The sequence below is a fragment of the Corynebacterium sp. MSK297 genome, from assembly GCF_030232885.1.
GTDB lineage: Bacteria > Actinomycetota > Actinomycetes > Mycobacteriales > Mycobacteriaceae > Corynebacterium.
The window spans coordinates 62,804-82,803 of sequence record NZ_JASPGD010000002.1 but is presented as its reverse complement, the minus strand read 5'-3'; the positions used below and the strand labels follow the sequence as shown (position 1 = coordinate 82,803).

Below are 20,000 nucleotides of genomic sequence, written 5' to 3'. Positions count from 1 at the left end.
ACAACTAGAAAGAACCGAGATGTCCAAACACCTCTCCACTAAAAAACTAATCATCAGCGCCGCAATCGTCGGCTCTCTCATCAGCAGTATGGGATCTGCCGCAGCCGTTCAATACGCAAACTGCCGCCGATGAGCGAACATAGGGTCATCGCCCAAAGAACCGACCGCGATGATGAAGGAGAATTCACCGTGGGGCTACGCGCCCCCTACCAAGATGGAAACGATTGGATCTGTGAAATCTTCACAGAAGGCCTGGACGCCGGAAACCTGTCAGTCGGCGGCATAGACGCACTACAATCCATCAGATTGGCGGTGGATATGCTCGACGCCCTGATCAAAACCCGCCCCTCAGCCGAAGCATACGGCATAACCGGCCGCTTCTAGCGGATTCAGCTAAATTCACTAAGACCTGCAACCCCTTGCTGGCTTTGCGCCCCTCTAGCAGGGGGTATTCCTATATAGGTTGTCAACTCCATGGGTGAGTTCGACGACGGCGGCGTTGTGTCCTTTGCCTTCTTTGCGTTTTCGTTCATAGAATTGCCGGGAACGCTCGTGGAATCTGATCGATGCAAAAGACGATTGCCATAGGGCGTTCTTTAATTTTTTGTTGCCAGCCTGGTTAGGCGAATTCGACATAATGGACGTTGTCGACTGATTCGTCCGCGGTGATAGGCCTGCATAGGACGCTAAGTGCGCTGCATCGGGGAAGTCGGACATATCGCCAACAGTCATGAGGATCTGCGCGGTGCTACGCGGGCCGATACCGGGCATGGATAAAAGAATCTCGGTCTGCGGAATGTCCTGAATAAGTTCAAGTACCTGCGCCTCGATTTCCTTACGATGGCCTAGTTTGGCCAGTGCATCTGTGGCGGACATTGCTACGCCAAGTTCGGCGTATTCTGCGCCGGCAATGGACACGGTCTGCCCATCGATGGCAGCAAGCATGGCATCGATGACAGGCTCAGGATTGCGCTCTGTGACTGCGCGCAAAGGCTTTAAGGCGTACTTTACCGACGCGTCGAATCTCGGTGGGACCACCGTATTTCGCAAGTAGGTGGAGGATCCACTTTCGGTGAATCATCTGCCCGCGCAGGACATGTTCGAATGCAGGATAGGTTCTCACGAGCGCGGATCGCATCTGGTTAATCAGGCGTGTGTAGGCCCGGGCAAGGTCTTCGTCGATACCGTTGAGAACTTTCAGCTGGCAGAAGACTTCCTCAACGCGGTCGAGGTTGCGCAGGGTATCCGGAAGGTGAAGACCGGCATGGGCGAGGACGCAGGCGTGGTGGAAGTATTTGCCGACGTCCATGCCAATGACGAAGTCATAAGCCATGGGTGTGTGCCTGCTAGCGATGAATTAGAAGTTGGATTATTTAAGCTTCATCGCTGGGGTTGTCGGACATACTTGGCACTGGCATCCACATTACTGTGAGACCTCATACCACCTGGGCTGGGTCAGGTTCCTATTAGCAGTTTGAATATGTCACTGTCTTCGACGACATCACCCCCTGGATCATTGTCAGACAGGGACAGGAATAAGCCATACCGAAGCCAGCGACTAGTTCCACTGTCCTTTCGGACGGTGTGAACGAACATAAATATAGCTCGCCTAATCGGGTGGACAGGCTATGAACCTTCGGGGCCCTGATGTGGAACTGCTAACAACGTAATGGGATAGCCCGTTAGGGGATGAGGGGTAGTGCCGGCGGTGGTTAGGGCATTAAAAAACGTCGCATTGACTCTGAAAAATGCGGAAATGTTGCGTTGGCTACAAACCACAATAAAAGATGCATCTGAGATAGATCTTTTATTGATTGACGCTTAGGGTGGAATTATGCACTTGACCACGTTCGCAGATCTGGGCTTGCGGACCCTCATGGTTTTAGGGGATCTGCAGCCAGGACAGAGAGTGACGATCTCTGATCTCGCGACGCGCATCAACGGATCAACCAACCACGTGGCAAAGGTAAACGCCCGCTTGGTTGAACTGGGATGGGTAGCTGCCGTGCGGGGCAGAAACGGTGGAGTGTATCTGGCGGATGACACCCGCCAAGCAAGCGTGGGAAAAATCCTGCGCCAATTGGAAGGCCCCGGCGAAGTCGTGGATTGCGAAGGGGGCCAAAACTGCCCTCTGGCCTCGCGCGACTGTGCTCTCCGGAGCCGCCTTGCTGCCGCCCGTGAAGCCTTCTTTGCGGAGCTGGATGGAGACACAATTGGCGACTTGATCGCGAATACCGCGCCCGCGCCATTCGGAGAAAACCCAACACGACAGGCTCTGGGCTTACCGCGCACTCAGCAGAGCTCTGGCGTGACGGCATAAGGAGTTCGAAGCAAACACCATGTATATCTCAACTCAGCCACAGACGACCGACATCGCCCTGACCCCCGAAAACGAAGAGATCGTCAAGGCGACCCTGCCCATCGTCGGCGGTGCAATCGAAGACATCGCTCCCGTCTTTTACCGCACCATGTTCGGCAAGCATCCAGAACTGATTTCGGACCTGTTTAATCGCGGCAACCAGCGCTCCGGCGAGCAGCAGAAAGCCTTGGCCGCCTCGATTGCTACCTTCGCCTCCATGCTGGTCACCCCGGATGCCCCGGACCCGCGCGACATGCTCTCTCGCATCGGCCACAAGCACGTCTCTCTCGGTATCACCGAGGCCCAGTACCAGATCGTGCACGACAACCTGTTCGCCGCGATTGTTGAAGTGCTGGGTGAGGACGTAGTCACCCCCGAGGTCGCCGCTGCCTGGGATGAGGTCTACTGGCTAATGGCCAAGGTCCTCATCGACTTCGAACGCAACCTCTACCGCTCCGCCGACGTGGCCGACGGCGACGTCTTCCGTACCGTGACCCTGCAGGAGAAAAAGCAGCTTTCCGACAATGTCGTGGAGTTCACCTTCAGTGGTGTGGACTTCAGTGATGCGCTACCTGGCCAGTATGTTTCCGTCGGTGTACAGCTCCCAGATGGTGCTCGCCAGCTGCGCCAATACTCGATCGTCGGCACCACTGCGGAAAGCTTCACCATCGCCGTGCAGCGCGATGGTGAGGTCAGCTCCTTCCTCATGGATGAGGTGGAAATCGACGGGAAGGTGCAAGCCACACTTCCGGCTGGCGACCTGGTGCTGCAGGAAGACGACGCGCCCGCGGTGCTCGTCTCTCAGGGAATCGGTTCGACCCCAATGACCGGCATGCTGGCCGCACTGGTTGCCCGCTCTGCCTCCAGCGCGGTACCCGCCGTCACCGTTATTCATGCGGACGCCACCCCAGACTCCTACGCTCAACGCGACATCACGGACTCCCACGTTGTCGGCCTGGCCGATAAGGGCGAAGCCCGCCATATCGCCCGCTACCGCGACAATGGAGAATCGGTCGATCTGAAGGCACTGGCCGAAGAGGGGCTGATCCCGCAGGGCGCCCGCTGGTACCTCTGTGGTGGCAGCAACTTCCTGCAGAACCAGCGCGACCAGCTGGCCGAAAACGCCGATGCGCTGGCACCGAAGGGAATCCACTTCGAGCTGTTTAGCCCTAATGACTGGTTGATTTAAGATGCGCAAGACTTATGACCCGTGACTGACGCATCGAAAACCCCAGCTTTCAACGTTCCAGAACAGCTTCGCATCCGGCGCGACAAGCGTCAGCGGATTCTCGAATCCGGGAGGATGCCTACCCAGTAGAAGTGCCGCGGACCCACTCCCTGTCCGAGGTTCGCGCACGTTGGGCTGTGCGGAAAGATGACGGCGAAGCGGAAGCTACGTCGGCGGAGAATGAGGGCATCACTTACCTCGCCACAGGCGAAGAAACCCAAGATGTCGACCTCGGTGACTTCATCGGGGTGACCGGTCGCGTTATTGCCTCCCTCCGGGGCGAGCTATCCGTGATGGCCAGCGAGTGGGTCATAGCCGCGAAGTCCCTGCGCCCGCTACCCGTGGCCTTCGCTGAAATGAACGAAGAAACGCGCGTGCGATAGCGCTACAACGATCTGGATATCGACCTGTACCTGCGCATTGCTCCAGAGCTATTCCTCAAGCGCGCTGTGGTCGGCGGCATAGATCGCGTCTTCGAGATCAACCGCAACTTCCGCAACGAGGGCGTAGATAAGTCGCACCCCCGGAGTTTGCAATGCTCGAGACTTACGCTGCCTGGGTCGACTACGACGACTGTGCCCGCACCACCCGCGAGTCCACCCAGTACATCGTGGAGCAGCTAAACAAAGGCACCGACCTGGAGGGCACTGGCAAGGTTCGCCTGGCAGACGGCACCGAATACGACTTCGGTGGCGAGTGGAAAGAAATTGAAATGTATCCCTCGCTGAACGAGGCGCTGGCAGCAATCCTGCTATTCCGCCTCACCTTGTACCTGCTTCCAGCTATAGTGCAGGCGAGGAGAGGATTCGAATATGGACAATCGCCCCAATAGCCGCATTCACTTCGTCGTGCACGAGGCCTTTGAGGCCCCCGGGGCTTATGCGCAATGGGCGCAAGCTCGTGGCCATGAGCTGTCCTACTCACGTGTATATGAAGGTGATGGGCTGCCAACTCCGGATCATTTCGACTGGTTGATTGTGATGGGCTGGCCGCAATCACAAACCACCACGACGGCGGAATGTCCGCACTTCGTTTTGTCGTTTAACCCCCAACAGTGATCGTGAGCTCTTGCGTTAAGTTCTCACATAGTGCGTGACCGCCACGCCTCAGCAACCGAATCAAGGAAAGAATTTCTGTCGTCGCAGTAAATTTCGACTGCAGTCACATCGACCCGTCCTTTGTGCAGGTCTTCCGCCGAGACCGGTGGTTCCATCTCAAGTCTGACGTTAACTTCGCTCAGAACTGGGAGCCTAACTTCTCCGTCTTCATTGATAATGATGTCACCGCCCTGCCCGGGACCAGCCTTTTGCGCCCGTGCCAGGTTTTCCCATGGAATCTCACACACGAATCTGTGGCCACGTCGAATTTTTAAGCCCCGCGGTGTGAGAAGATGCGGATTGACCTTAATAGAAGTGTAAAACCCGATTAATAATAAGAGTGCGTAGATGCTCAGCACCAGCAGCAAAATGCGCCAAAATTGGCTGGGCACAGCCAGGTGTATGACAATGATTTCAACGATGACTAGAGCGACGATTAAGGTAACCACGGTTCGTAGGTTCTTGTACCCGGGGTGGGCGTCGGCACCGGCAGGGGAAGCGGGGCATGTAAAAATTTTGGTGAGCGACCACAGCGAGCTGATCTCCGAAACCAGCAAAGCCAGTGCCAGTCTAGGAACCCCGAAACGTCCGGCAGTTTGAGAGAGTGAAACCGACCAAGATCCTTTCTTCCGCCGGTCCATAGCCATCCCAACAAACAACAGCATGAAAGCTACGGCGATGACGGAGATAGGGGCTAATACCCACCAGCCAGAGAGTGACGGCAACGTCGCCGAGAGGGTCACCACTGCGATTTCGGAAATGACTCCGAGAGCCAGCAGCGTTCTAAACACGGTTTTCATTTATTTTCTCTCGTTACTACTCGGGTGCACTACTTTGCCGGTTAACCCTTGTCGTTTAACCCGACTTTGTCGCATATCCCCATAACCCGCATAACCCAACCCTTACAAAGCAGGTAATAAAAACGGACCCCGCGCACCCGCCAGAGCCTCCGTACCCTTGCTGCATTCCTGCCCTGGGGGAGTTGAGAGGATGAACGCCACGCGAGATCCTGCAGATAAACCTACCACATCGCCACCGCTGTGGTCTAACCTCACGGCATCACGAGACCACGGAAACATGCACTGAACCAACGCTCTGTCACCAGATTTTTAGGCAACACTGCACGCAGGCGATATTCTTAGCCCATGGGTCGCCATCACCGCACTAGTTCGTCGCAGTCCGCACAATCGCTGCTTGCACAGCAAAAACAGTCCGCCAACCAAGCAGCACCCGCCCCGCAAACAACGGAGACCACACGGCCGGGCCAACAATCGGCGCAACCCGAACATCAGCCATCCGGTCGCAGCCTCAGCGCCATCAAAACCTGGACGTGGCCTCAGCGCGTACTCGCAGCCGGGCTCATCCTCGCGGCTGCGGCGACCATCATTGGGTTTATCATCCAATGGCCGCCCAATGAAGAGCCCCCGGTCAGTGAGCAATTCGAGCAAACCTCGTCACTTTCCGGTGAGCTTGTCGACGGCACCGTCGCCATCGTCCAGCCCGGCATGTGCGGTTCCCCGTCGAATGGCCAGGTCTTTGACACTTCCCCGCAAACCAACCCAGAGGCGCCAAACGATTGCACCCACGCGATAATCGATTTAACTTCCGGTGAGCACGAAGGCCAACGCACACTGCTGGAGATCCACCCAGAAATCCCGGGTAATCCGCAATTGGAAGAAGGCGACAAGATCGCTCTTTCCAAGCACGACGCCGGCAGCTATGGTTTTCAAGATTTCCAACGCAGCACCACTATTTGGCTTTGGCTGGCAGCGGCGGTCATCCTGATCATCGCGGTTGGCGCCTGGCGTGGCCTACGCGCAGTATTCGGCCTGGTCATCACCCTGGCTGTGATCGCAGCGTTTCTTATTCCCGGGCTCATCCACGGTGGTTCCGCTATTCTGCTTGCACTCACCTGTGGCGCCGCGGTGCTGTTCTTGGTGCTGTTTTTGGTACATGGTTTCAGCTGGAAAACCGCTAGTGCCATGGGCGGCACGCTGTTGGCATTGTGCCTATCCGTGGGCTTGTCGACGCTTGCGGTGGCCACTGCCGGCATCCGCGGGCTGGGCGATGAAAACAATTTGAATATCCTGGTCTACCTGCCAGGAGTCAGCATTTCCGGGTTGATGCTCGCAGGCATGATCATTGGCGCGCTCGGTGTTCTTAACGACGTCACCATCGCACAAGCCTCCACCGTCAACGAAATGCGCGAACTGGAACCCGGCGCGAAACCCCTACGCTTGTTCGCTGGTGCCATGCGCGTCGGCCGTGACCATATTGCGTCGATGGTATACACGCTGGTTTTAAGCTATACGGGTGTGGCCTTGCCGACGCTTTTGCTGCTGAGTATTTCTGGTCGTCCGCTGGGGCAGATTCTCAGCAGTGACATCATGGCTACGGAAATTCTACGTTCGGTGACCGGCGCTATTGCCCTGGTCTTGGCGGTTCCACTCACCACAGCCATTGCGGCTTTGACTGTACGCGCCCCTGCCGCCGTCGATGCTGCCCCGCGGGAAGCATAAGTTAGCAACCAACTGCAATATCCCAGGTTTTGTTCCGTCTGAGTAGATGGACAAGCTGGACTATGCCCAAAAAATTGCTCAACCAAGCGGCGCGTCCAGCATGGCATTGCCAATACCGGGTTTGGGGGTACCCCTAGGCGTGCGTGGCACGTCGGACACTATTCCCTGACTGCCCGGCTACTCCACACCCTCCCAGTCTGCGTCTTCGGGACGTTTGCGGCGGTATGGTCGTTTGTCCAGCAGCAAACCAGCTCGGAATTTCAGCTTTCGCCAGCGCTTACTAACAGCGAGCATCCCACGATCAATAAGCCCCGTCTCGAATATGACACGGTCTTTCTCCGCCCGGGCCGCCGAACAGATATCCTTAGCGTATGCAAGGTACCTGTTCTTGACCGTTGCGGGAGAGTCCAGCCCTCCCGGATACTCAACTATCTCTAGCCTGTCAATATCACCGTCCTTAAGCCACTGAATATGTCGCCTCCACATCTCAACCGTGACTCCAATGTGGAGCCCCATCTCGGCGATACCTTGGGCTACGAGCGAATCGGCCGATAGCCATATACATCGCTTAACACGGCGCTCGATTGAGGCAGATATATCTATGAACTCTGCAATTCCCGAGGAAACACTTCTCTGATCGTTGGGAAGAATATTCTCAATCTCAAATCTGGACTCATTCAAAGGCGTGGAAGCAATGTAATCATAGAGATCTAGGCATGCCTCGAACTGCTTAATAGCCCGGTCAAACTCGAAGTCCCGCCTACGAGCCCTGTCTTGCGTCCACCATGTGATCCCACCACCCATCAGTGTTCCCACAAGACCAAACGCTACGTTTATCCATTCGCCATCTACCACGTCACCATCCAACCGCAGGGGAGAACACTTATTGACCAACGACACGAATCGACCCCGGCAGAATCGCCGACACGGTGCTCCCCGCCCGGCCCCTCCCCGGACAGTGTCACCACACACTGTCCGGGGGCCTTCGGGGCACTCACCTAAAGGAAGTGAACGGCGGGCCGTCGGGTCAGACAGCCCGACATTACGGGCCGCTTCGGCGACCGTAGCCCCGGCGGCTGTCATGCCACGGAGGAAAAACAGCAGGTCACAACATTCGTAGTCGGTGTACTCGTGTCGGGGGCTCATGGTCCGTTGCTTCACCGGTGGCTCGACGGCGTCCAGATACGACCGGTTCACGCCCTGTACCGCTTGCCGTAGGCCGTCGGCCGACACGCCCCACTGACGCGCGAGTCCGGCAACACACCCCGGCGTCTCACGCACCCGCCGCCGGGCCTCGATCACCTAAGCCTCGGTCAGCCGGGCGTGTGGGTTCGTCTCCCCGGGCCGGTACAGCGCGTGACTCTGACGGCCGGGAAACACCTTCGTCACCATCCACCCGTTGCGTTCGGCGAGCTCCCGGCACTCCGCTTCCTGACGTTCGACGCCGAGCCCTTCGCCCCATTTGTCGAGGCTGATACGGCAATAGATAGCCGCCCTGACCTACCTGTTTCCTGTGTCTTCGGTTGTCATGCCTAAACTGTACCTAAAGCTGGGACGGCATTATCACTTCTACCGGAACCCGTGACCCCTCGGGAAGGTTGACAAAACTCAAGGAGAAAATCATGAAATCAGCTATTATTTCACCAAGTTTTTAGCGCAACATTGGTCATTGTTGCTGCTATCGGATGCGTAGCTAGTGGTGGAAGTGCAATATTCGCCACTGATTGGGAAGATGCTAAAACAGCAGGTCAACAAAACACGGATGTGCCTATGTTTGAAAACCGGATGACTTATATATCGCTGGGGATATTAGCGGTTTCCCCGTCTCTGTGGGCTATCTACATGCAAGACAATGCAATTGTGCTTGTTCGCCTGCTTTTGGGACGGCGCTCACCGCCTGGCAAATTCATCATTACAAGACGACGATTCCAATCGCCGTTAATGCCATTGCGATAGCTGCCGGAGCTCTGTCAGCTTTAGGCTTTGTAGTCCGGGAGAACTTTGCAAGTTCTGCAATTACATTCCTTAGCTTCGGCACCCACCGCGTTGTATCATTACTGCAGCAGCAAACAGATGCTTGACCAGGCCAGCAAGCGTGCATTTCTGACGTTGTCGACTTTTGGGTCAGCCCCACAACGCAGCAAAGCTATTTCCGTTGACTACGGAGTGCGCGTTCTTCGTCTTCGACGCTTTGATTGAACTCCATCTTGGATGCCTGCCATTCATCTTCGGTCATGCGCAACCGCCAGTACCCAGAAATCGAAATGTCCTCTTTCGCGATATCACCATCCACGTACAAAAACTTTCGGACGTCTTTGATCATTTCGGCAACACCATGGACAAACCAGCTGGTTCGCTTCGCTGGGTAACCTGCCTCGCGGATAGCAGAAACCAAAGCAGTTCCTGGCATGCGCCCATCCCGCAGCACCCAATGCAGGTTGGCCCCAGCTGGTTCCGGCATGGGCACGGTGCACTCTGCGTCAGGGATCTCCAGGTACACATCGGCGCTAGTATTTTCCGGCAAGTTTTCCAACGCGGCGGCAATCGCAGGTGCTGCGGCTTCATCACCAGCCAAGACAAAATGTTCGTAGCTATCGCTTGGGTGCCATTTTCCTCCAGGTCCTAGAAAACCGATGCGTTCACCAATCTTCGCGTTCTGCGCCCACACCCCGGCAACGCCGTGCTCGCCATGCACCACAAAATCGATCTCAAAATCTCCCGTGGCCGGATCAATCCGGCGGAAGGTATAAGTTCGGCGCACCGGCTGGTGCTCCCTCGGCTGGGTTTTCTTTATTTCTTCTACATCAAATGGCCAACTGTAGTCAGCCCCTGCTGGCGCAAAAAGCAGCTTGACATAATGATCAGTAAACGGAAATTCGCCTCCAGCCAAGCTCGAGCAAGAAAAACTGAGGCGCACCATAGTGCGGGATAACTGGGTACGCCCCGTGACGGTAGCTTCCCGTACTTGTCGTTTTTTCTTTGGCTTTTCCGACTTCTCAGGTTTCTCTGTAGTGACGGGCTGCTCTGTGTTTTCTAGCCTCTTTGTGTTCTCTAGCTTCTCTTCAGCTGTCGTGTTCATCTCCGAGGAATTCATAAAGAATAGCCTACCTTTCTAAAACACAGCCGACATTGTCTAGGCCACTGCGACAATCCCCATCAGCCGCGCCCAGCATCTCGAGCAACCACACCTTCCAATAACTCGGCAAAGCGCTGACCGGTCTTTTCCCAGGAAAACTGTTCTGCGAACTTCCTCGCACCCGCACCGAGCTGTGCGCGCAAGGAGTCGTCGTCAAGAATTTTTTGCAGCTGTACCGCCAGTTCCTCTGGAGTATCAGCGAGCAACCCAGTACGCCCGTGCCCGACGGAATCGCGCAAACCAAAGCTATAACCGACCGTCGGGACGGCATGCTTAGCTGCCTCGACAACGGCCAAACCCCAGCCTTCTTTACGCGAAGGCATCACGTGCACTTCGGCGCGCTCCAATAACGCGTGCTTGTAGTCGTCGGTAACTTGCCCATGAAAAAACACGCGCTCGCCCACCCCAGACGCCTCCGCGTAGGCCCGCAATTTGTCTTCCCACCAGCCGGAACCGATGACATCCAGCACGACGTCGTTTGCAAGCCCATTTGCCCCAAGCAGCCCGGCTAGCGCATCGATGGCATGCTCGATTTGTTTATGCGGAACCAGCCGCGACAGCGTGACAATGTGCACCCCACGACGCTCCAAGCGCGGTATGAGCGCGGGCACCTCATCCACACCGTTTTCAATGATCGCAGCGTCCGGCACCCCGAGGGACTGTAAATCCTCCTTGGAGGCCTGCGAAACAGACACATAGGGCGCGCCCCGGTACACCTTCGGCGCGATTTTCGATTCCAAAAACCACCCAATCCGCGCCAGCACCGGCCCAGCAACCGGCCATTGTTCCTTGTGACAGTGGTGCGTGAGCAGCACCGTTGGGCGAAACACCAAGCGCGCAAAAAACGGAATTCCATTTTGCGTATCGACGACCACATCAAGGTTCGCCAACGTGCCCAGCCCCAGCTTGCCGACGAGTATGCCCAACAGTGCTTTCGGATACACCGTGAACTTCCCGCCGCTGCGTGAATAACGCACGCCATCGCGCACCGAACGCCGTGGCATATCAGTGTGCGCGGCGGATCGGTAAATCACCTCATGCCCTGCTCGCGCGAGGTATTCCCCAACGCGCTCCAAATACAGCTCGGAGCCGCCACCTTGCGGGTGGGTGGAATCGCGCCAACACAGCAATAAGATCTTCATATTCCGTACCAGCTTAGCGGGGTAGGGCTGCATCCACATCAGAAGGACTAGAACTATACGCAGTCAGCACAAAACACTGGCCCGAAATATTCCCCGAGCTGCCAGACTACTTGTGAATGGGGCCATTCTTGATTAGTGGAACCTGATTACCGTACATGCGAACCTTTTTTAATTCCATGACAAATGCAACCAGGAGATTTACGAAAAAGAGGGCAAACGCAGAGTAAATATAGGTGACCATTGTTCCAAGTCCAATGAACGAATCAGGATATTCGCTAGCTTCAACAGCAGCCATAGGCACTGCAAGGCCTGCGGCGACAGCAATCGATGCGAGTACACAACCCCGAAAAGTATTGTGCAACTTCATACTGACGAAAATAGAGCAGACAGAAACAGTTACTACACAACCTAATATTTGCCATAGAGGGTAATCACCAGGTGGTTCAGGTACTTGCTGCGCCCCATCACTAGGCGCCCATGTCAACCAAACAATCGGGGCAAACACACCGGCTGCCGCACCACACATCAGCAATAACCAAACCGGATAAGAACGCTGAGGCTGGTCTATCCTCCGCTGCACCTTAGGGTTCGACGCCGATTACTCTTCACGCAGAGCTTTCCTCCGAGAAATCAGATAGCTGAGCCAAATGACACCTCCGATTATCATCGAAGGAATAATACTGAACAATAACACCAAGTTTAGAAAAATCGGGAAATCAAAATTATCCACAATGGACCTATCCTTTGAAAAATTGCGATCCTCTTCGCTTCAACCCTTTTTCACATTATTTTAACTAGTTGCCCAATCAGACCCTTTAACTCGGGACTGCCCCGACGCGTCCACTTTCAGGGGCTTAGACCGATCCTAGGGATAAACCCCATCCAAGTACGGTCGATAAGGGAACCGCTCCCAGAAGTGCCGCACACAATCATCAACATAGTTCGAGTCACTTTCCCTAATTTAAGTAGTTTTTATCACTATATAGTTTCTTGCCCCAAAAATCAGATTTCCTCCGAAATCACTTAACTGAAGTGCCACAGGTTTGTTCCGCGTGAATAGATGGGAAAATCTCAAACATCTCGAAGAAATTTGACCAGGACGAGGGGTGCCCGCAAATACCCTCAGCAGAGCAACAAAACAGCAACTGAACTTCCCAACTACAAGCCCAACACGCTATATCCTGGGAACCTATGCGTCCCGAACTGTCCTACCCCCTACGCCACCTCCGTCGCCACGCCACTCTAGCCCGGTCGATCCGCCTGCTGCGTTCTTTCGGTTACGAGCAATCGCAGCCACGCAAATTTTATGAGCCACTGGCCCGTGATACCGCGCAACAACTGGCAGCAATCCACCGAGATGTGCACGGCACGGGGCTAGACAAGCTATCGGTGCTGGATGTCGGCGGCGGCCCCGGATATTTTTCGGCGGCTTTCGCCGAGCACGGCGCGCACTATATTGGCTTGGAACCAGACGTTTCGGAAATGACTGCAGCCGGAATCACCCTGGATACCGCGGTTCGTGCTTCCGGCACAGCGCTGCCTTTTCGGGATAACAGCGTCGACATCGTCTATTCCTCCAACGTGGCCGAACACATCGCGCGCCCCTGGGAGATGGCCGAGGAAATGGTGCGGGTTGCACGCAACTTGGCGGTGATCAGTTACACGGTGTGGCTCGGTCCTTTCGGCGGGCACGAAACAGGGTTGTGGCCGCATTATATTGGTGGCGATTTCGCCCGGCGTCGTTATGAACGCAAGCACGGGCATCCACCAAAAAATATCTGGGGGCATTCGCTTTTCGACGTCTCCGCCCGCGAAGGTCTCAGCTGGGCAGCCGAATGCGGCTACCGTACCTACTGCTTCCCGCGCTACCACCCCAGCTGGGCCTGGTGGATTACGAAGCTACCCGGGTTGCGGGAATTGGGCACTTCAAACCTGGTGATTGTGGTAGATAAGACGCGGAGCTAGCGCATTCAAAGTTTCATTCGGTTTGCCAGCACACCGGGCCTGGAATTGGTTTCACTCCCACCTGGGATAATCTTAGCTATTGCTGCTGCTACGACGGCATTGATCAGGCTAGCAAGCAGTGCAAACCAGATATTTTCCGTAACGAAGAAATACAACACCGTTAACAAAACCAGCCCAATCACATTTCCTAAAGCCTGCGTTTGAAATACCGATAGACCAGATAAAAAATAAGCAGCACGTGCTACGGTGCGCACCAACCCATCAAGTGAAATTCCCACCAAGAGTGCAATAATTCCCCATTGCAACATGGAGGCCAAGCTAGCGGTTGCCAGCCCACCTAGGATATGCACCGTTCCCAATGCGACTACAAATGGACTAGCCACAATAAGAATGAGGGAAACTATCCTCGCAATGAGGCTGGCGAAAATTTTCACATTATCCAAACTGCACCTTTCCTGATCCACGAAATCCAGCTTCTTGATTCGTGACCTTTTGCTTTTGCTCGAATAACCCTGCAATCCGGGTATCGCCACGCTGTTTAGCCGAGAGTGTCTGTTCCAGATTTTCCCATCTACTCAAACGGAACAAAACCTGGGACACTTCAGATCTCAGACCAGCCACTTCAAAAGATCTCACAGTATATACATACCAAAACGGTACAACCTGAAAGGAAAAATAGCCATGAACACCCAGCCGAAAATGAGCATCGAAGAAGAAAACACCCAGCGCGTGATCGGGCGTGCGGTCCGACTAGGGTACATCATCGTCTCAATCCGCATCAACGGTGATGGCGCTCGTGTGCAGGTGATGCCCTCGCGCTCGCCCCCTACACGCCAGAACTCACCTGCGATGCAGTGACCGGAGAATGGGTAATTCAGACCACTGCCTACGGTGCCCTCAACGCAGGCGAAATCCAGAAGATAGCCGGAGGCTACCAGCGCGCCGTTGCCATGGTGAGCGAGCTGCGCTACCTGGATGCCAACAACGTCATCGACTACCACGTCACCGACTAAAAGCCTCCCGATTGGCTTCTTGGAAATCCTCGCCGCGCGCGTCGCGGCGTGTCACGTGGCGCCGCGCGCGGCACCGCGTCCGCCTATGTGCCACGACCTTCACCTACGAGGCCGCCCCCGGAAACGCTTTCAGGGAGCGGAACATGGCGAAGGAATACGCGGCGGTGCAACCGGCCACGAGGCCGCCCGCGACAGCCCAGTGATTCCACAGGTCAGCGGCAGGCGCCGAAAGGGCGATCGCCGCTCCCACGCAGGCAACAGGGAGAAGAAAAACGTCGATCGGCCGACGAAATGCGACCGTCAGTGCAACAAAATGTAGAGCGACCGAACTGAGGAGTAGCGCACCGAGCCACCACCACTTCCCGGTGACCCATCCGGCAACGAGCCCAGCCAGCGAGGCCGCGAACTCCAGCATGGACGTCACGCCGACGGCCACGCCTTCAGCTCCTGACATCCTCCGGAGTTTGCCCGGAGTCTTGATATAGATCGCAATCGCCACCACGAACACAAGCCCAGCACCCGCTGCCCCCAGGCCGCGCGCGTGCCACGAGTTCGCGAATACCAGCGGCACAAGGTAGAGGGCAGTGAATACCACGAGCAGGTAGGCGTTGCTTCGAACCGATTGGCGCATCGGTTCCGCGCGGATACGGTTTTCTCGAGCCCACTGCGCAGCCGCGTCACCGCGCCCTGCGGCTACACGCTCGCGTTCTTCCGCCGTCATATCAGGCTCCTCCTCGGTGACCGCCTTCTTAGGAAAATGGGTGGGGTAGTTGCCGCGGTTCGACGTCCGTGCCATGATGCCTCCGAATCAATTCGCGTAGCCTAGGGGTCTGGAGTGCTCGCTGGAGGTCCCACCCAAAGTCGATGGGCAGCAGCTTCGGCGCAACAACCATGACGGTTTCCAGCCCCATGCCTCTTTCAACGTCCGACGTTTGAACATGCGACCACACGTCGATGCCCTCGGCAGCTAACCGCTCGGTTAACTGGGCAAGGAGCGGGCCGGGTGGGCCGTGCTGGTAGCGTTCCCAATCTGTGCGTGGGAGATCCTGCACAGGGACCGGCTGATTGGTGCCGCACAGGTTGATGTACTCGGGGCGCCTCGACCCGACCACGAGGAGCGGATGGTCAACGATCCCCTCCGCATCGGTAGGATTGGCGTGGAGTTGGGCAATCCTCTCGGCTTTCGTCTCGGCAACTCGAGCACGCTCTGCAATATACGTCCACGCTTCTTTCACCGCTCCCTTGATTGCCCCGAGGAGGGAGGGGTGTGCAGCCGCCCCCACAGATGTGACGTCGCCGAGTTCGGACGTCATAGTGGCGGCGGAAATGACCGCGGGCACCCCCAACGCGCTCTCCATGAGCCCCGCCTCCAGCGTGATTCCCAACAGCTGTGCGCGCTGGAAAGTTGCACGCAGTTCGGAAAGATCGCGCAGGTCAAGCCGCACGGGTTCGATTCGTCCGTACCACGAGGCTATGAAGGCATCGCGCTCGATGAGTTCTAGCGAGCCGAAGAGCTTCGCCTCGTCGATGCTTGAACCAGTCGCGCATCCCGACGACGTCGCTAAAGCCCACAACCTGTACGCCATCTGCTCGCCGTAGTAGATGTACTCACGGGGGATCCAGGCAGACTCCCCGCTAGCTAAGTTCTCCACAACCACCCACTCATGCGGCTCGTCAGCACTGTATGGCGCTCCGTGGCGGCCGTAGTAGCGGGACGGGTAGGCCGGGAAATCGTTCGGCGTTATGACCCGACCCTCCAGGTCTCTCGCGCGCGCAACACGCACGGTGCATGAGCTTTGGAGGGCGCCCACCCGGCGCTCTATTCCCTCAAGGAGCGCGGCGGTTTCGCTATGGCGAAAGCGAGTTGAGTGCCCCGACCACGAGAGAGTCCTGACTTCCTTGCCGTTCCAATTCGGCGTACTTCCGGTGGCGGGCGCCGTCGTCTCCCAGCCAACCTCGAGATTCAGCCGCCTGCCAAGGTATCCAGCGACGGGGTTCACTAAGACGTCGGCTGGCAAAGCAATGTCGTCAATAGGCCGGGCTCTAAGATCGCGCCCCGCCGAATCTGGTACGCCTGCCGTTCCGCCGACGGCGACTGCCGGCCGGGCTAGCCAGCCGCGCCGAATCTGGCCGTGCGTGAAACTGAATTCCCACGCGGCGGCTTCTCGCGACTGACCAGCAAATCGCGTCATGGCTCGCCGAATCCCTGAAAAGAACTCCCCGAAAGTCCCGACAGCGGTGGAGTTCGGGGAGCCTAGCACCCGATTCAGCGCCGTAGACCGCGTCCGCAACCAACGTTCGCGCAGCTCCTCCGCCGTGAGACTGTGCGGGCCTGCCGCGAGAAAGCCATCTGCGATCACACAGGCTTCCTGCGTACAGGTGTTGAGCAAAGAAGGCACAGCTCTACTTCCACTTCATCGCTCGCTGCGCCATCAACGTGAGTATCGCGGTCACAGCGACCAGATAGCCGAGCCCAATTCCAACGTCACCCCACGTCCCCTCGCCATTGAGCGGCATCGTCACGGCCTCGCGCATGTGGTAGATCGGAGTGTACGGTGCAGCCGTCTGCGCCCAGCTCGGAAGCGTCTCAATCGGCATCATGGCTCCACCGATCATTCCCAAGGGGATGATGATGGCGACCGCTGCCATGGAGACGCCGGCCATCGACGGCAGAATGATTCCGACGAGTACCCCAAGCATGAAGAAAAGCAGGAAGCCCAGGATCAAGGGCAGGAGTGCAATCGGCGCGGTCGCCTCCGGAGTCATGCCGAGTGCCATTGCGATGCCGAAGAGGGCAAGGGCCTGCGTTATCAGGAAGATCATGCCCGCCGTCGCCTGTGCGGCAATGACCGTGTTTGAGGAGATGGGGAAGCTCCGTAGGACGACGAACATTCCGTTTTCGCGCCACAGCGCAAGGTGGGTGGCGCCCGCGAAGATTCCCACGAAGCCCGCGCCGAAGGCCATGACGTTCGCGCTGATCGGCCCGGTGAGGTCCATTCCTTCGATACTGTCACCCATCGTCAACACGAGCGCAAGGAGTAGGCCCGCCGGGAAGAGGAACGTAAAGATAAGGGTCGCCCAGTCGCGTAGGTCGTAGCGAAGAAGGACATTGGTTAATGCGCGGTATCTGGTCATGCTACGTAATCTTTTCCGGTGAGCTGGAGATAGACGTCCTCGAGGCGCCCATCGTGGACTTGGGCGTGCCGTGTATCGATCCCGCCTTCAGCGAGGCGCGCGAACAGAGCGGCCGTGTCGTGAGACCGAACCTCGAGCCCGTCTTTGGTGACCCGCACCGCGTCCGGGCCAAGAAGCGTCGCCACCGCATCCGCCTGGTGGAGAGCATTGGGGAGAATGACCGTCGAGCCGAGATCGGCCTCGGCGACGAGGCGGCTCGGGCTCGACGTCGTGAGAATCTTGCCCTGTTCGACGATCGACACCGTGTCACATAGCCGCTCAGCTTCGTCGAGGTAGTGCGTCGTATAAAGGGTGGTCATCTCCAGAAGATTGGTCGACTGGAGCAGGGAGACCAACGAGTACCTGGCTTCGGGATCGAGGCCTGCCGTCGGCTCGTCGAGGAAGAGGACTTTCGGCCGGTGCACAATCGCGGTGGCGACGGCGAGTCGCTGGCGCTCGCCCCCGGAGAGATTCTCCACTTTGGTGTCAGCCGCCTTCGCGAGGTTGAGGGCCTCGATGAGCGTGTCGATCGTGGAGTGCTCTGCGCCCTGGATCGCACAGACCGCGCGAAGGTGCTCGCGGAGTGTCGTCTTCGGGAAGAACGCCGACTGCTGGGGCTGGATCCCGATCTGGGACAGCAGGGCTAGATTGCGCGGATAGGGCGACTGGCCGAGGACTCGGATCGTTCCTTCCGTCGGCTTTCGAAACCCTTGGATCGCGTTAAAGAGCGTCGTCTTGCCCGCCCCGTTTGGACCGATGATCCCGTGGAACGAACCTTCTTCCACCTGGAGGTCGAGGTGGGAAAGAATCGTCTTCCCCTTAATGACGACGCTTACGTCGCGTACGTCAACTGCATAGTCAGTCACGTGTGACCTTTCTCGAGTGCTGTTGCGGTGGGTGGGATACGGACATCTGTGAGCGTATCCCACCCACCGCGGAACCGAAGTGAATCACTTCGAGTTGCTTCGTCAACCGTGGAGAACTCCAGGATCGTGTTCGAATAACTGTGCGTGATACATTCCTGTTACATCGAACTGCCTGCAGTTTGATGAGAGACGAGCGTCTTTGCCTGTTTCGCCCGTCGCCCGCCAGATTGTGCGGCTGATAGAAGCGGTCGGACTGGTGACGGTTTCGCTGATTTAGGCGGTGGCGCAGGACGAGGTCGACGAGCAGCACGAGGTGCAGGTCGACGAGCACGAGGAAGAAGACGACGACGAGCAGGTCGAGCCGAAGGCCATATCTGCGTAATCGACGTAATCCTTGACCTCGAAGGTCTCCGCAGTGAAGCTATCGAGCTCAGCAGCGAGATTCTGGAGATTCATGATGATTTCCTTTCGGGTAATACCCTTGCGGGTTCTAGTTCAGTATGAGCCGGGCGGCCCACACGATTACTGCAAGCCACAGAGCTATCGTGACCAGCAGTAAGACCGGATAGAGGCGGATCGCGACCTTGCTGCGCAGAGGAAGACCCGCCGGCAGGCTGTATTTTCCGACCAAGGTCCGGAAGGCGACCGCCTGGAGTTGATCGACGCCGACCCATGCTTCGATAAGCCGCGTCGCATCAGTGTTGGGGAAGGGAGAGATCCCGAGGGCAATAATGAGAGTATCACAGCACATACACATCGCCGCAATGATCCGAACCTGTGGTTCGTCAACCGTCACAAAGAGCACGACCGGCAATGCTGCGAAGACCATTGAGACCAGCGGTCCCGCGGCGAGAACTCGTGCCCTCTCGCGAGCGCCAAGCAGCGAGAATCCTGGCATGTGCGTGTTCGGCATGAGAATCAATCCGAACCTCGTGAGCGCAAGGAACGGAGACCTTGTTGACTCGTGATGGAACAGCGCGCCGTGCCCGCTTTCATGTAGCATCGTCACGGCACCCGTCCACACCACAGCCGCAACACCCGCAAGAATCGCCTGCCAGACCGTGGCGTCTAAGACGGTAGCGAGGGCATCTGAAAGGTTAATAGAGAGGAACGCAGCACCGGCAATTCCGGCAACAACCAAGATCCCAAAAACGACTGGACGGGCCAAGAACGTCAGCTTGCGCCACAGGCCAAGACCCGCCCCCGAATCTGCGGCACCCGCTATCTGGTCTGGCCGCACCCGCTGGCCCTCGTTGGCCGCCCAATCGATATCCGCAAGTCCCGCTTTCATCGAGAAGGGGCGTTCGACTGCCCCGACGTATGCGAAGCGATTCAGCACACCCACGATCCGTGTTGTATCCACGGGCATTCCCTTGGCGGAGAGCTCGGAGGCGATAGTGCTGACATCCCTGCTGCCGTCCACTTCGTCGAGCACGCAACGTTCGGCGAGCCCGATTTCGATCAGCCGCTCTTCGCCGTCTATCCCGATGTCCGTCACAAT

At 57.1% G+C, this 20,000-nt stretch carries 21 protein-coding genes, 1 other RNA gene and 2 pseudogenes; 9 read left to right on the top strand and 15 right to left on the bottom strand.

The window, feature by feature from the left end; translation table 11 throughout:
- Nucleotides 1-129 precede the first annotated feature (129 nt).
- Nucleotides 130-384: a DUF6968 family protein gene (locus QP888_RS02315; protein ID WP_284811951.1), complete on the top strand. Its 255-nt coding sequence runs from the start codon at nucleotides 130-132 to the stop codon at nucleotides 382-384.
- 96 nt (nucleotides 385-480) lie between these two features.
- Here QP888_RS02315 and QP888_RS02310 read toward each other — a convergent pair.
- Nucleotides 481-1,333, bottom strand: a pseudogene (locus tag QP888_RS02310) (transposase); the annotation flags it as partial.
- A gap of 501 nt (nucleotides 1,334-1,834) precedes the next feature.
- Between QP888_RS02310 and QP888_RS02305 the strand changes: the two are divergent.
- The 4 genes and pseudogenes from QP888_RS02305 to QP888_RS02290 all read left to right on the top strand — a co-directional run bounded on the left by QP888_RS02305 (nucleotide 1,835) and on the right by QP888_RS02290 (nucleotide 4,645).
- Nucleotides 1,835-2,320: an RrF2 family transcriptional regulator gene (locus QP888_RS02305; protein WP_023018828.1), complete on the top strand. Its 486-nt coding sequence runs from the start codon at nucleotides 1,835-1,837 to the stop codon at nucleotides 2,318-2,320.
- A gap of 19 nt (nucleotides 2,321-2,339) precedes the next feature.
- Nucleotides 2,340-3,548 carry a globin domain-containing protein gene (locus QP888_RS02300; RefSeq protein ID WP_021353505.1) on the top strand — a complete coding sequence of 403 codons (1,209 nt, stop codon included), beginning with the start codon at nucleotides 2,340-2,342 and terminating at the stop codon, nucleotides 3,546-3,548.
- A gap of 21 nt (nucleotides 3,549-3,569) precedes the next feature.
- Nucleotides 3,570-4,326, top strand: a pseudogene (locus QP888_RS02295) (amino acid--tRNA ligase-related protein); the annotation flags it as partial.
- 73 nt (nucleotides 4,327-4,399) lie between these two features.
- Nucleotides 4,400-4,645, top strand: a complete 246-nt coding sequence (locus QP888_RS02290; protein WP_284586904.1) for a hypothetical protein — start codon at nucleotides 4,400-4,402, stop codon at nucleotides 4,643-4,645.
- 23 nt (nucleotides 4,646-4,668) lie between these two features.
- Here the strand turns inward: QP888_RS02290 and QP888_RS02285 are convergent, their stop codons facing one another.
- Both QP888_RS02285 and ffs read right to left on the bottom strand, forming a co-directional pair.
- On the bottom strand, nucleotides 4,669-5,484 hold the full coding sequence (locus QP888_RS02285) for a hypothetical protein (RefSeq protein WP_284811950.1): 816 nt from the start codon (nucleotides 5,482-5,484) through the stop codon (nucleotides 4,669-4,671).
- Between the two features lie 117 nt (nucleotides 5,485-5,601).
- An RNA gene (gene ffs / locus QP888_RS02280) (signal recognition particle sRNA small type) lies at nucleotides 5,602-5,698 on the bottom strand.
- Between the two features lie 131 nt (nucleotides 5,699-5,829).
- On the opposite strand from ffs, the gene QP888_RS02275 reads away from it, so the two are divergent.
- Nucleotides 5,830-7,203 carry a YibE/F family protein gene (locus tag QP888_RS02275; RefSeq protein WP_238632809.1) on the top strand — a complete coding sequence of 458 codons (1,374 nt, stop codon included), beginning with the start codon at nucleotides 5,830-5,832 and terminating at the stop codon, nucleotides 7,201-7,203.
- 177 nt (nucleotides 7,204-7,380) lie between these two features.
- On the opposite strand, the gene QP888_RS02270 is transcribed toward QP888_RS02275, so the two are convergent.
- The 5 genes from QP888_RS02270 to QP888_RS02250 all read right to left on the bottom strand — a co-directional run bounded on the left by QP888_RS02270 (nucleotide 7,381) and on the right by QP888_RS02250 (nucleotide 11,848).
- On the bottom strand, nucleotides 7,381-8,058 hold the full coding sequence (locus QP888_RS02270; protein WP_249606114.1) for a hypothetical protein: 678 nt from the start codon (nucleotides 8,056-8,058) through the stop codon (nucleotides 7,381-7,383).
- Between the two features lie 447 nt (nucleotides 8,059-8,505).
- Nucleotides 8,506-8,691: a recombinase family protein gene (locus QP888_RS02265; protein WP_283774549.1), complete on the bottom strand. Its 186-nt coding sequence runs from the start codon at nucleotides 8,689-8,691 to the stop codon at nucleotides 8,506-8,508.
- Nucleotides 8,692-9,349: 658 nt separating this feature from the next.
- Complete coding sequence (locus tag QP888_RS02260) at nucleotides 9,350-10,297, bottom strand: siderophore-interacting protein (protein WP_284811949.1); 948 nt, start codon at nucleotides 10,295-10,297, stop codon at nucleotides 9,350-9,352.
- Nucleotides 10,298-10,359: 62 nt separating this feature from the next.
- On the bottom strand, nucleotides 10,360-11,481 hold the full coding sequence (locus QP888_RS02255; RefSeq protein WP_284811948.1) for a glycosyltransferase family 4 protein: 1,122 nt from the start codon (nucleotides 11,479-11,481) through the stop codon (nucleotides 10,360-10,362).
- A 106-nt stretch (nucleotides 11,482-11,587) separates the two neighbouring features.
- Complete coding sequence (locus QP888_RS02250) at nucleotides 11,588-11,848, bottom strand: hypothetical protein (RefSeq protein WP_284811947.1); 261 nt, start codon at nucleotides 11,846-11,848, stop codon at nucleotides 11,588-11,590.
- 824 nt (nucleotides 11,849-12,672) lie between these two features.
- Here QP888_RS02250 and QP888_RS02245 point away from each other — a divergent pair.
- A complete protein-coding gene (locus QP888_RS02245) occupies nucleotides 12,673-13,446 on the top strand; it encodes a class I SAM-dependent methyltransferase (RefSeq protein ID WP_064833219.1) in 774 nt (257 codons plus the stop codon).
- Between the two features lie 5 nt (nucleotides 13,447-13,451).
- Here the strand turns inward: QP888_RS02245 and QP888_RS02240 are convergent, their stop codons facing one another.
- Nucleotides 13,452-13,889, bottom strand: coding sequence for a hypothetical protein (locus QP888_RS02240; RefSeq protein WP_147579108.1), 438 nt, complete (start codon nucleotides 13,887-13,889; stop codon nucleotides 13,452-13,454).
- 238 nt (nucleotides 13,890-14,127) lie between these two features.
- Here QP888_RS02240 and QP888_RS02235 point away from each other — a divergent pair, with 238 nt between their 5' ends.
- Nucleotides 14,128-14,304: a hypothetical protein gene (locus QP888_RS02235; protein ID WP_222703924.1), complete on the top strand. Its 177-nt coding sequence runs from the start codon at nucleotides 14,128-14,130 to the stop codon at nucleotides 14,302-14,304.
- The gene (locus QP888_RS02230; RefSeq protein WP_222703923.1) at nucleotides 14,301-14,459 is read left to right on the top strand and encodes a hypothetical protein; all 159 of its coding nucleotides are present in this window, start codon (nucleotides 14,301-14,303) and stop codon (nucleotides 14,457-14,459) included. The genes QP888_RS02235 and QP888_RS02230 overlap by 4 nt, the downstream gene beginning before the upstream one ends.
- A gap of 103 nt (nucleotides 14,460-14,562) precedes the next feature.
- Here the strand turns inward: QP888_RS02230 and QP888_RS02225 are convergent, their stop codons facing one another.
- The 6 genes from QP888_RS02225 to QP888_RS02200 all read right to left on the bottom strand — a co-directional run bounded on the left by QP888_RS02225 (nucleotide 14,563) and on the right by QP888_RS02200 (nucleotide 19,997).
- Complete coding sequence (locus tag QP888_RS02225; RefSeq protein WP_156519527.1) at nucleotides 14,563-15,255, bottom strand: hypothetical protein; 693 nt, start codon at nucleotides 15,253-15,255, stop codon at nucleotides 14,563-14,565.
- Nucleotides 15,209-16,651, bottom strand: a complete 1,443-nt coding sequence (locus QP888_RS02220; protein ID WP_147579106.1) for a YcaO-like family protein — start codon at nucleotides 16,649-16,651, stop codon at nucleotides 15,209-15,211. Before QP888_RS02220 ends, QP888_RS02225 begins: the two co-directional genes overlap by 47 nt.
- Nucleotides 16,652-16,862: 211 nt before the next feature.
- Nucleotides 16,863-17,594 (bottom strand): ABC transporter permease, encoded by a 732-nt coding sequence (locus QP888_RS02215; RefSeq protein ID WP_284811944.1) that lies wholly within the window; start codon nucleotides 17,592-17,594, stop codon nucleotides 16,863-16,865.
- Nucleotides 17,591-18,499 (bottom strand): ABC transporter ATP-binding protein, encoded by a 909-nt coding sequence (locus QP888_RS02210; protein ID WP_064833214.1) that lies wholly within the window; start codon nucleotides 18,497-18,499, stop codon nucleotides 17,591-17,593. The genes QP888_RS02215 and QP888_RS02210 overlap by 4 nt, the downstream gene beginning before the upstream one ends.
- A gap of 273 nt (nucleotides 18,500-18,772) precedes the next feature.
- On the bottom strand, nucleotides 18,773-18,955 hold the full coding sequence (locus QP888_RS02205) for a thiazolylpeptide-type bacteriocin (protein WP_082936067.1): 183 nt from the start codon (nucleotides 18,953-18,955) through the stop codon (nucleotides 18,773-18,775).
- 34 nt (nucleotides 18,956-18,989) lie between these two features.
- On the bottom strand, nucleotides 18,990-19,997 hold the full coding sequence (locus QP888_RS02200) for a hypothetical protein (protein WP_284811941.1): 1,008 nt from the start codon (nucleotides 19,995-19,997) through the stop codon (nucleotides 18,990-18,992).
- Between the last annotated feature and the right edge of the window lie 3 nt (nucleotides 19,998-20,000).

What these genes read in the sequence shown, in the direction of transcription:
- QP888_RS02315 (WP_284811951.1), top strand. Translation starts at nt 130, where the DNA reads ATGAGCGAACATAGGGTCATCGCCCAAAGAACCGACCGCGATGATGAA.
- QP888_RS02305 (WP_023018828.1), top strand. Translation starts at nt 1,835, where the DNA reads ATGCACTTGACCACGTTCGCAGATCTGGGCTTGCGGACCCTCATGGTT.
- QP888_RS02300 (WP_021353505.1), top strand. Translation starts at nt 2,340, where the DNA reads ATGTATATCTCAACTCAGCCACAGACGACCGACATCGCCCTGACCCCC.
- QP888_RS02290 (WP_284586904.1), top strand. Translation starts at nt 4,400, where the DNA reads ATGGACAATCGCCCCAATAGCCGCATTCACTTCGTCGTGCACGAGGCC.
- QP888_RS02285 (WP_284811950.1), bottom strand. Translation starts at nt 5,484, where the DNA reads ATGAAAACCGTGTTTAGAACGCTGCTGGCTCTCGGAGTCATTTCCGAA.
- QP888_RS02275 (WP_238632809.1), top strand. Translation starts at nt 5,830, where the DNA reads ATGGGTCGCCATCACCGCACTAGTTCGTCGCAGTCCGCACAATCGCTG.
- QP888_RS02260 (WP_284811949.1), bottom strand. Translation starts at nt 10,297, where the DNA reads ATGAATTCCTCGGAGATGAACACGACAGCTGAAGAGAAGCTAGAGAAC.
- QP888_RS02255 (WP_284811948.1), bottom strand. Translation starts at nt 11,481, where the DNA reads ATGAAGATCTTATTGCTGTGTTGGCGCGATTCCACCCACCCGCAAGGT.
- QP888_RS02250 (WP_284811947.1), bottom strand. Translation starts at nt 11,848, where the DNA reads ATGAAGTTGCACAATACTTTTCGGGGTTGTGTACTCGCATCGATTGCT.
- QP888_RS02245 (WP_064833219.1), top strand. Translation starts at nt 12,673, where the DNA reads ATGCGTCCCGAACTGTCCTACCCCCTACGCCACCTCCGTCGCCACGCC.
- QP888_RS02235 (WP_222703924.1), top strand. Translation starts at nt 14,128, where the DNA reads ATGAACACCCAGCCGAAAATGAGCATCGAAGAAGAAAACACCCAGCGC.
- QP888_RS02225 (WP_156519527.1), bottom strand. Translation starts at nt 15,255, where the DNA reads ATGGCACGGACGTCGAACCGCGGCAACTACCCCACCCATTTTCCTAAG.
- QP888_RS02220 (WP_147579106.1), bottom strand. Translation starts at nt 16,651, where the DNA reads ATGACGCGATTTGCTGGTCAGTCGCGAGAAGCCGCCGCGTGGGAATTC.
- QP888_RS02215 (WP_284811944.1), bottom strand. Translation starts at nt 17,594, where the DNA reads ATGACCAGATACCGCGCATTAACCAATGTCCTTCTTCGCTACGACCTA.
- QP888_RS02205 (WP_082936067.1), bottom strand. Translation starts at nt 18,955, where the DNA reads ATGAATCTCCAGAATCTCGCTGCTGAGCTCGATAGCTTCACTGCGGAG.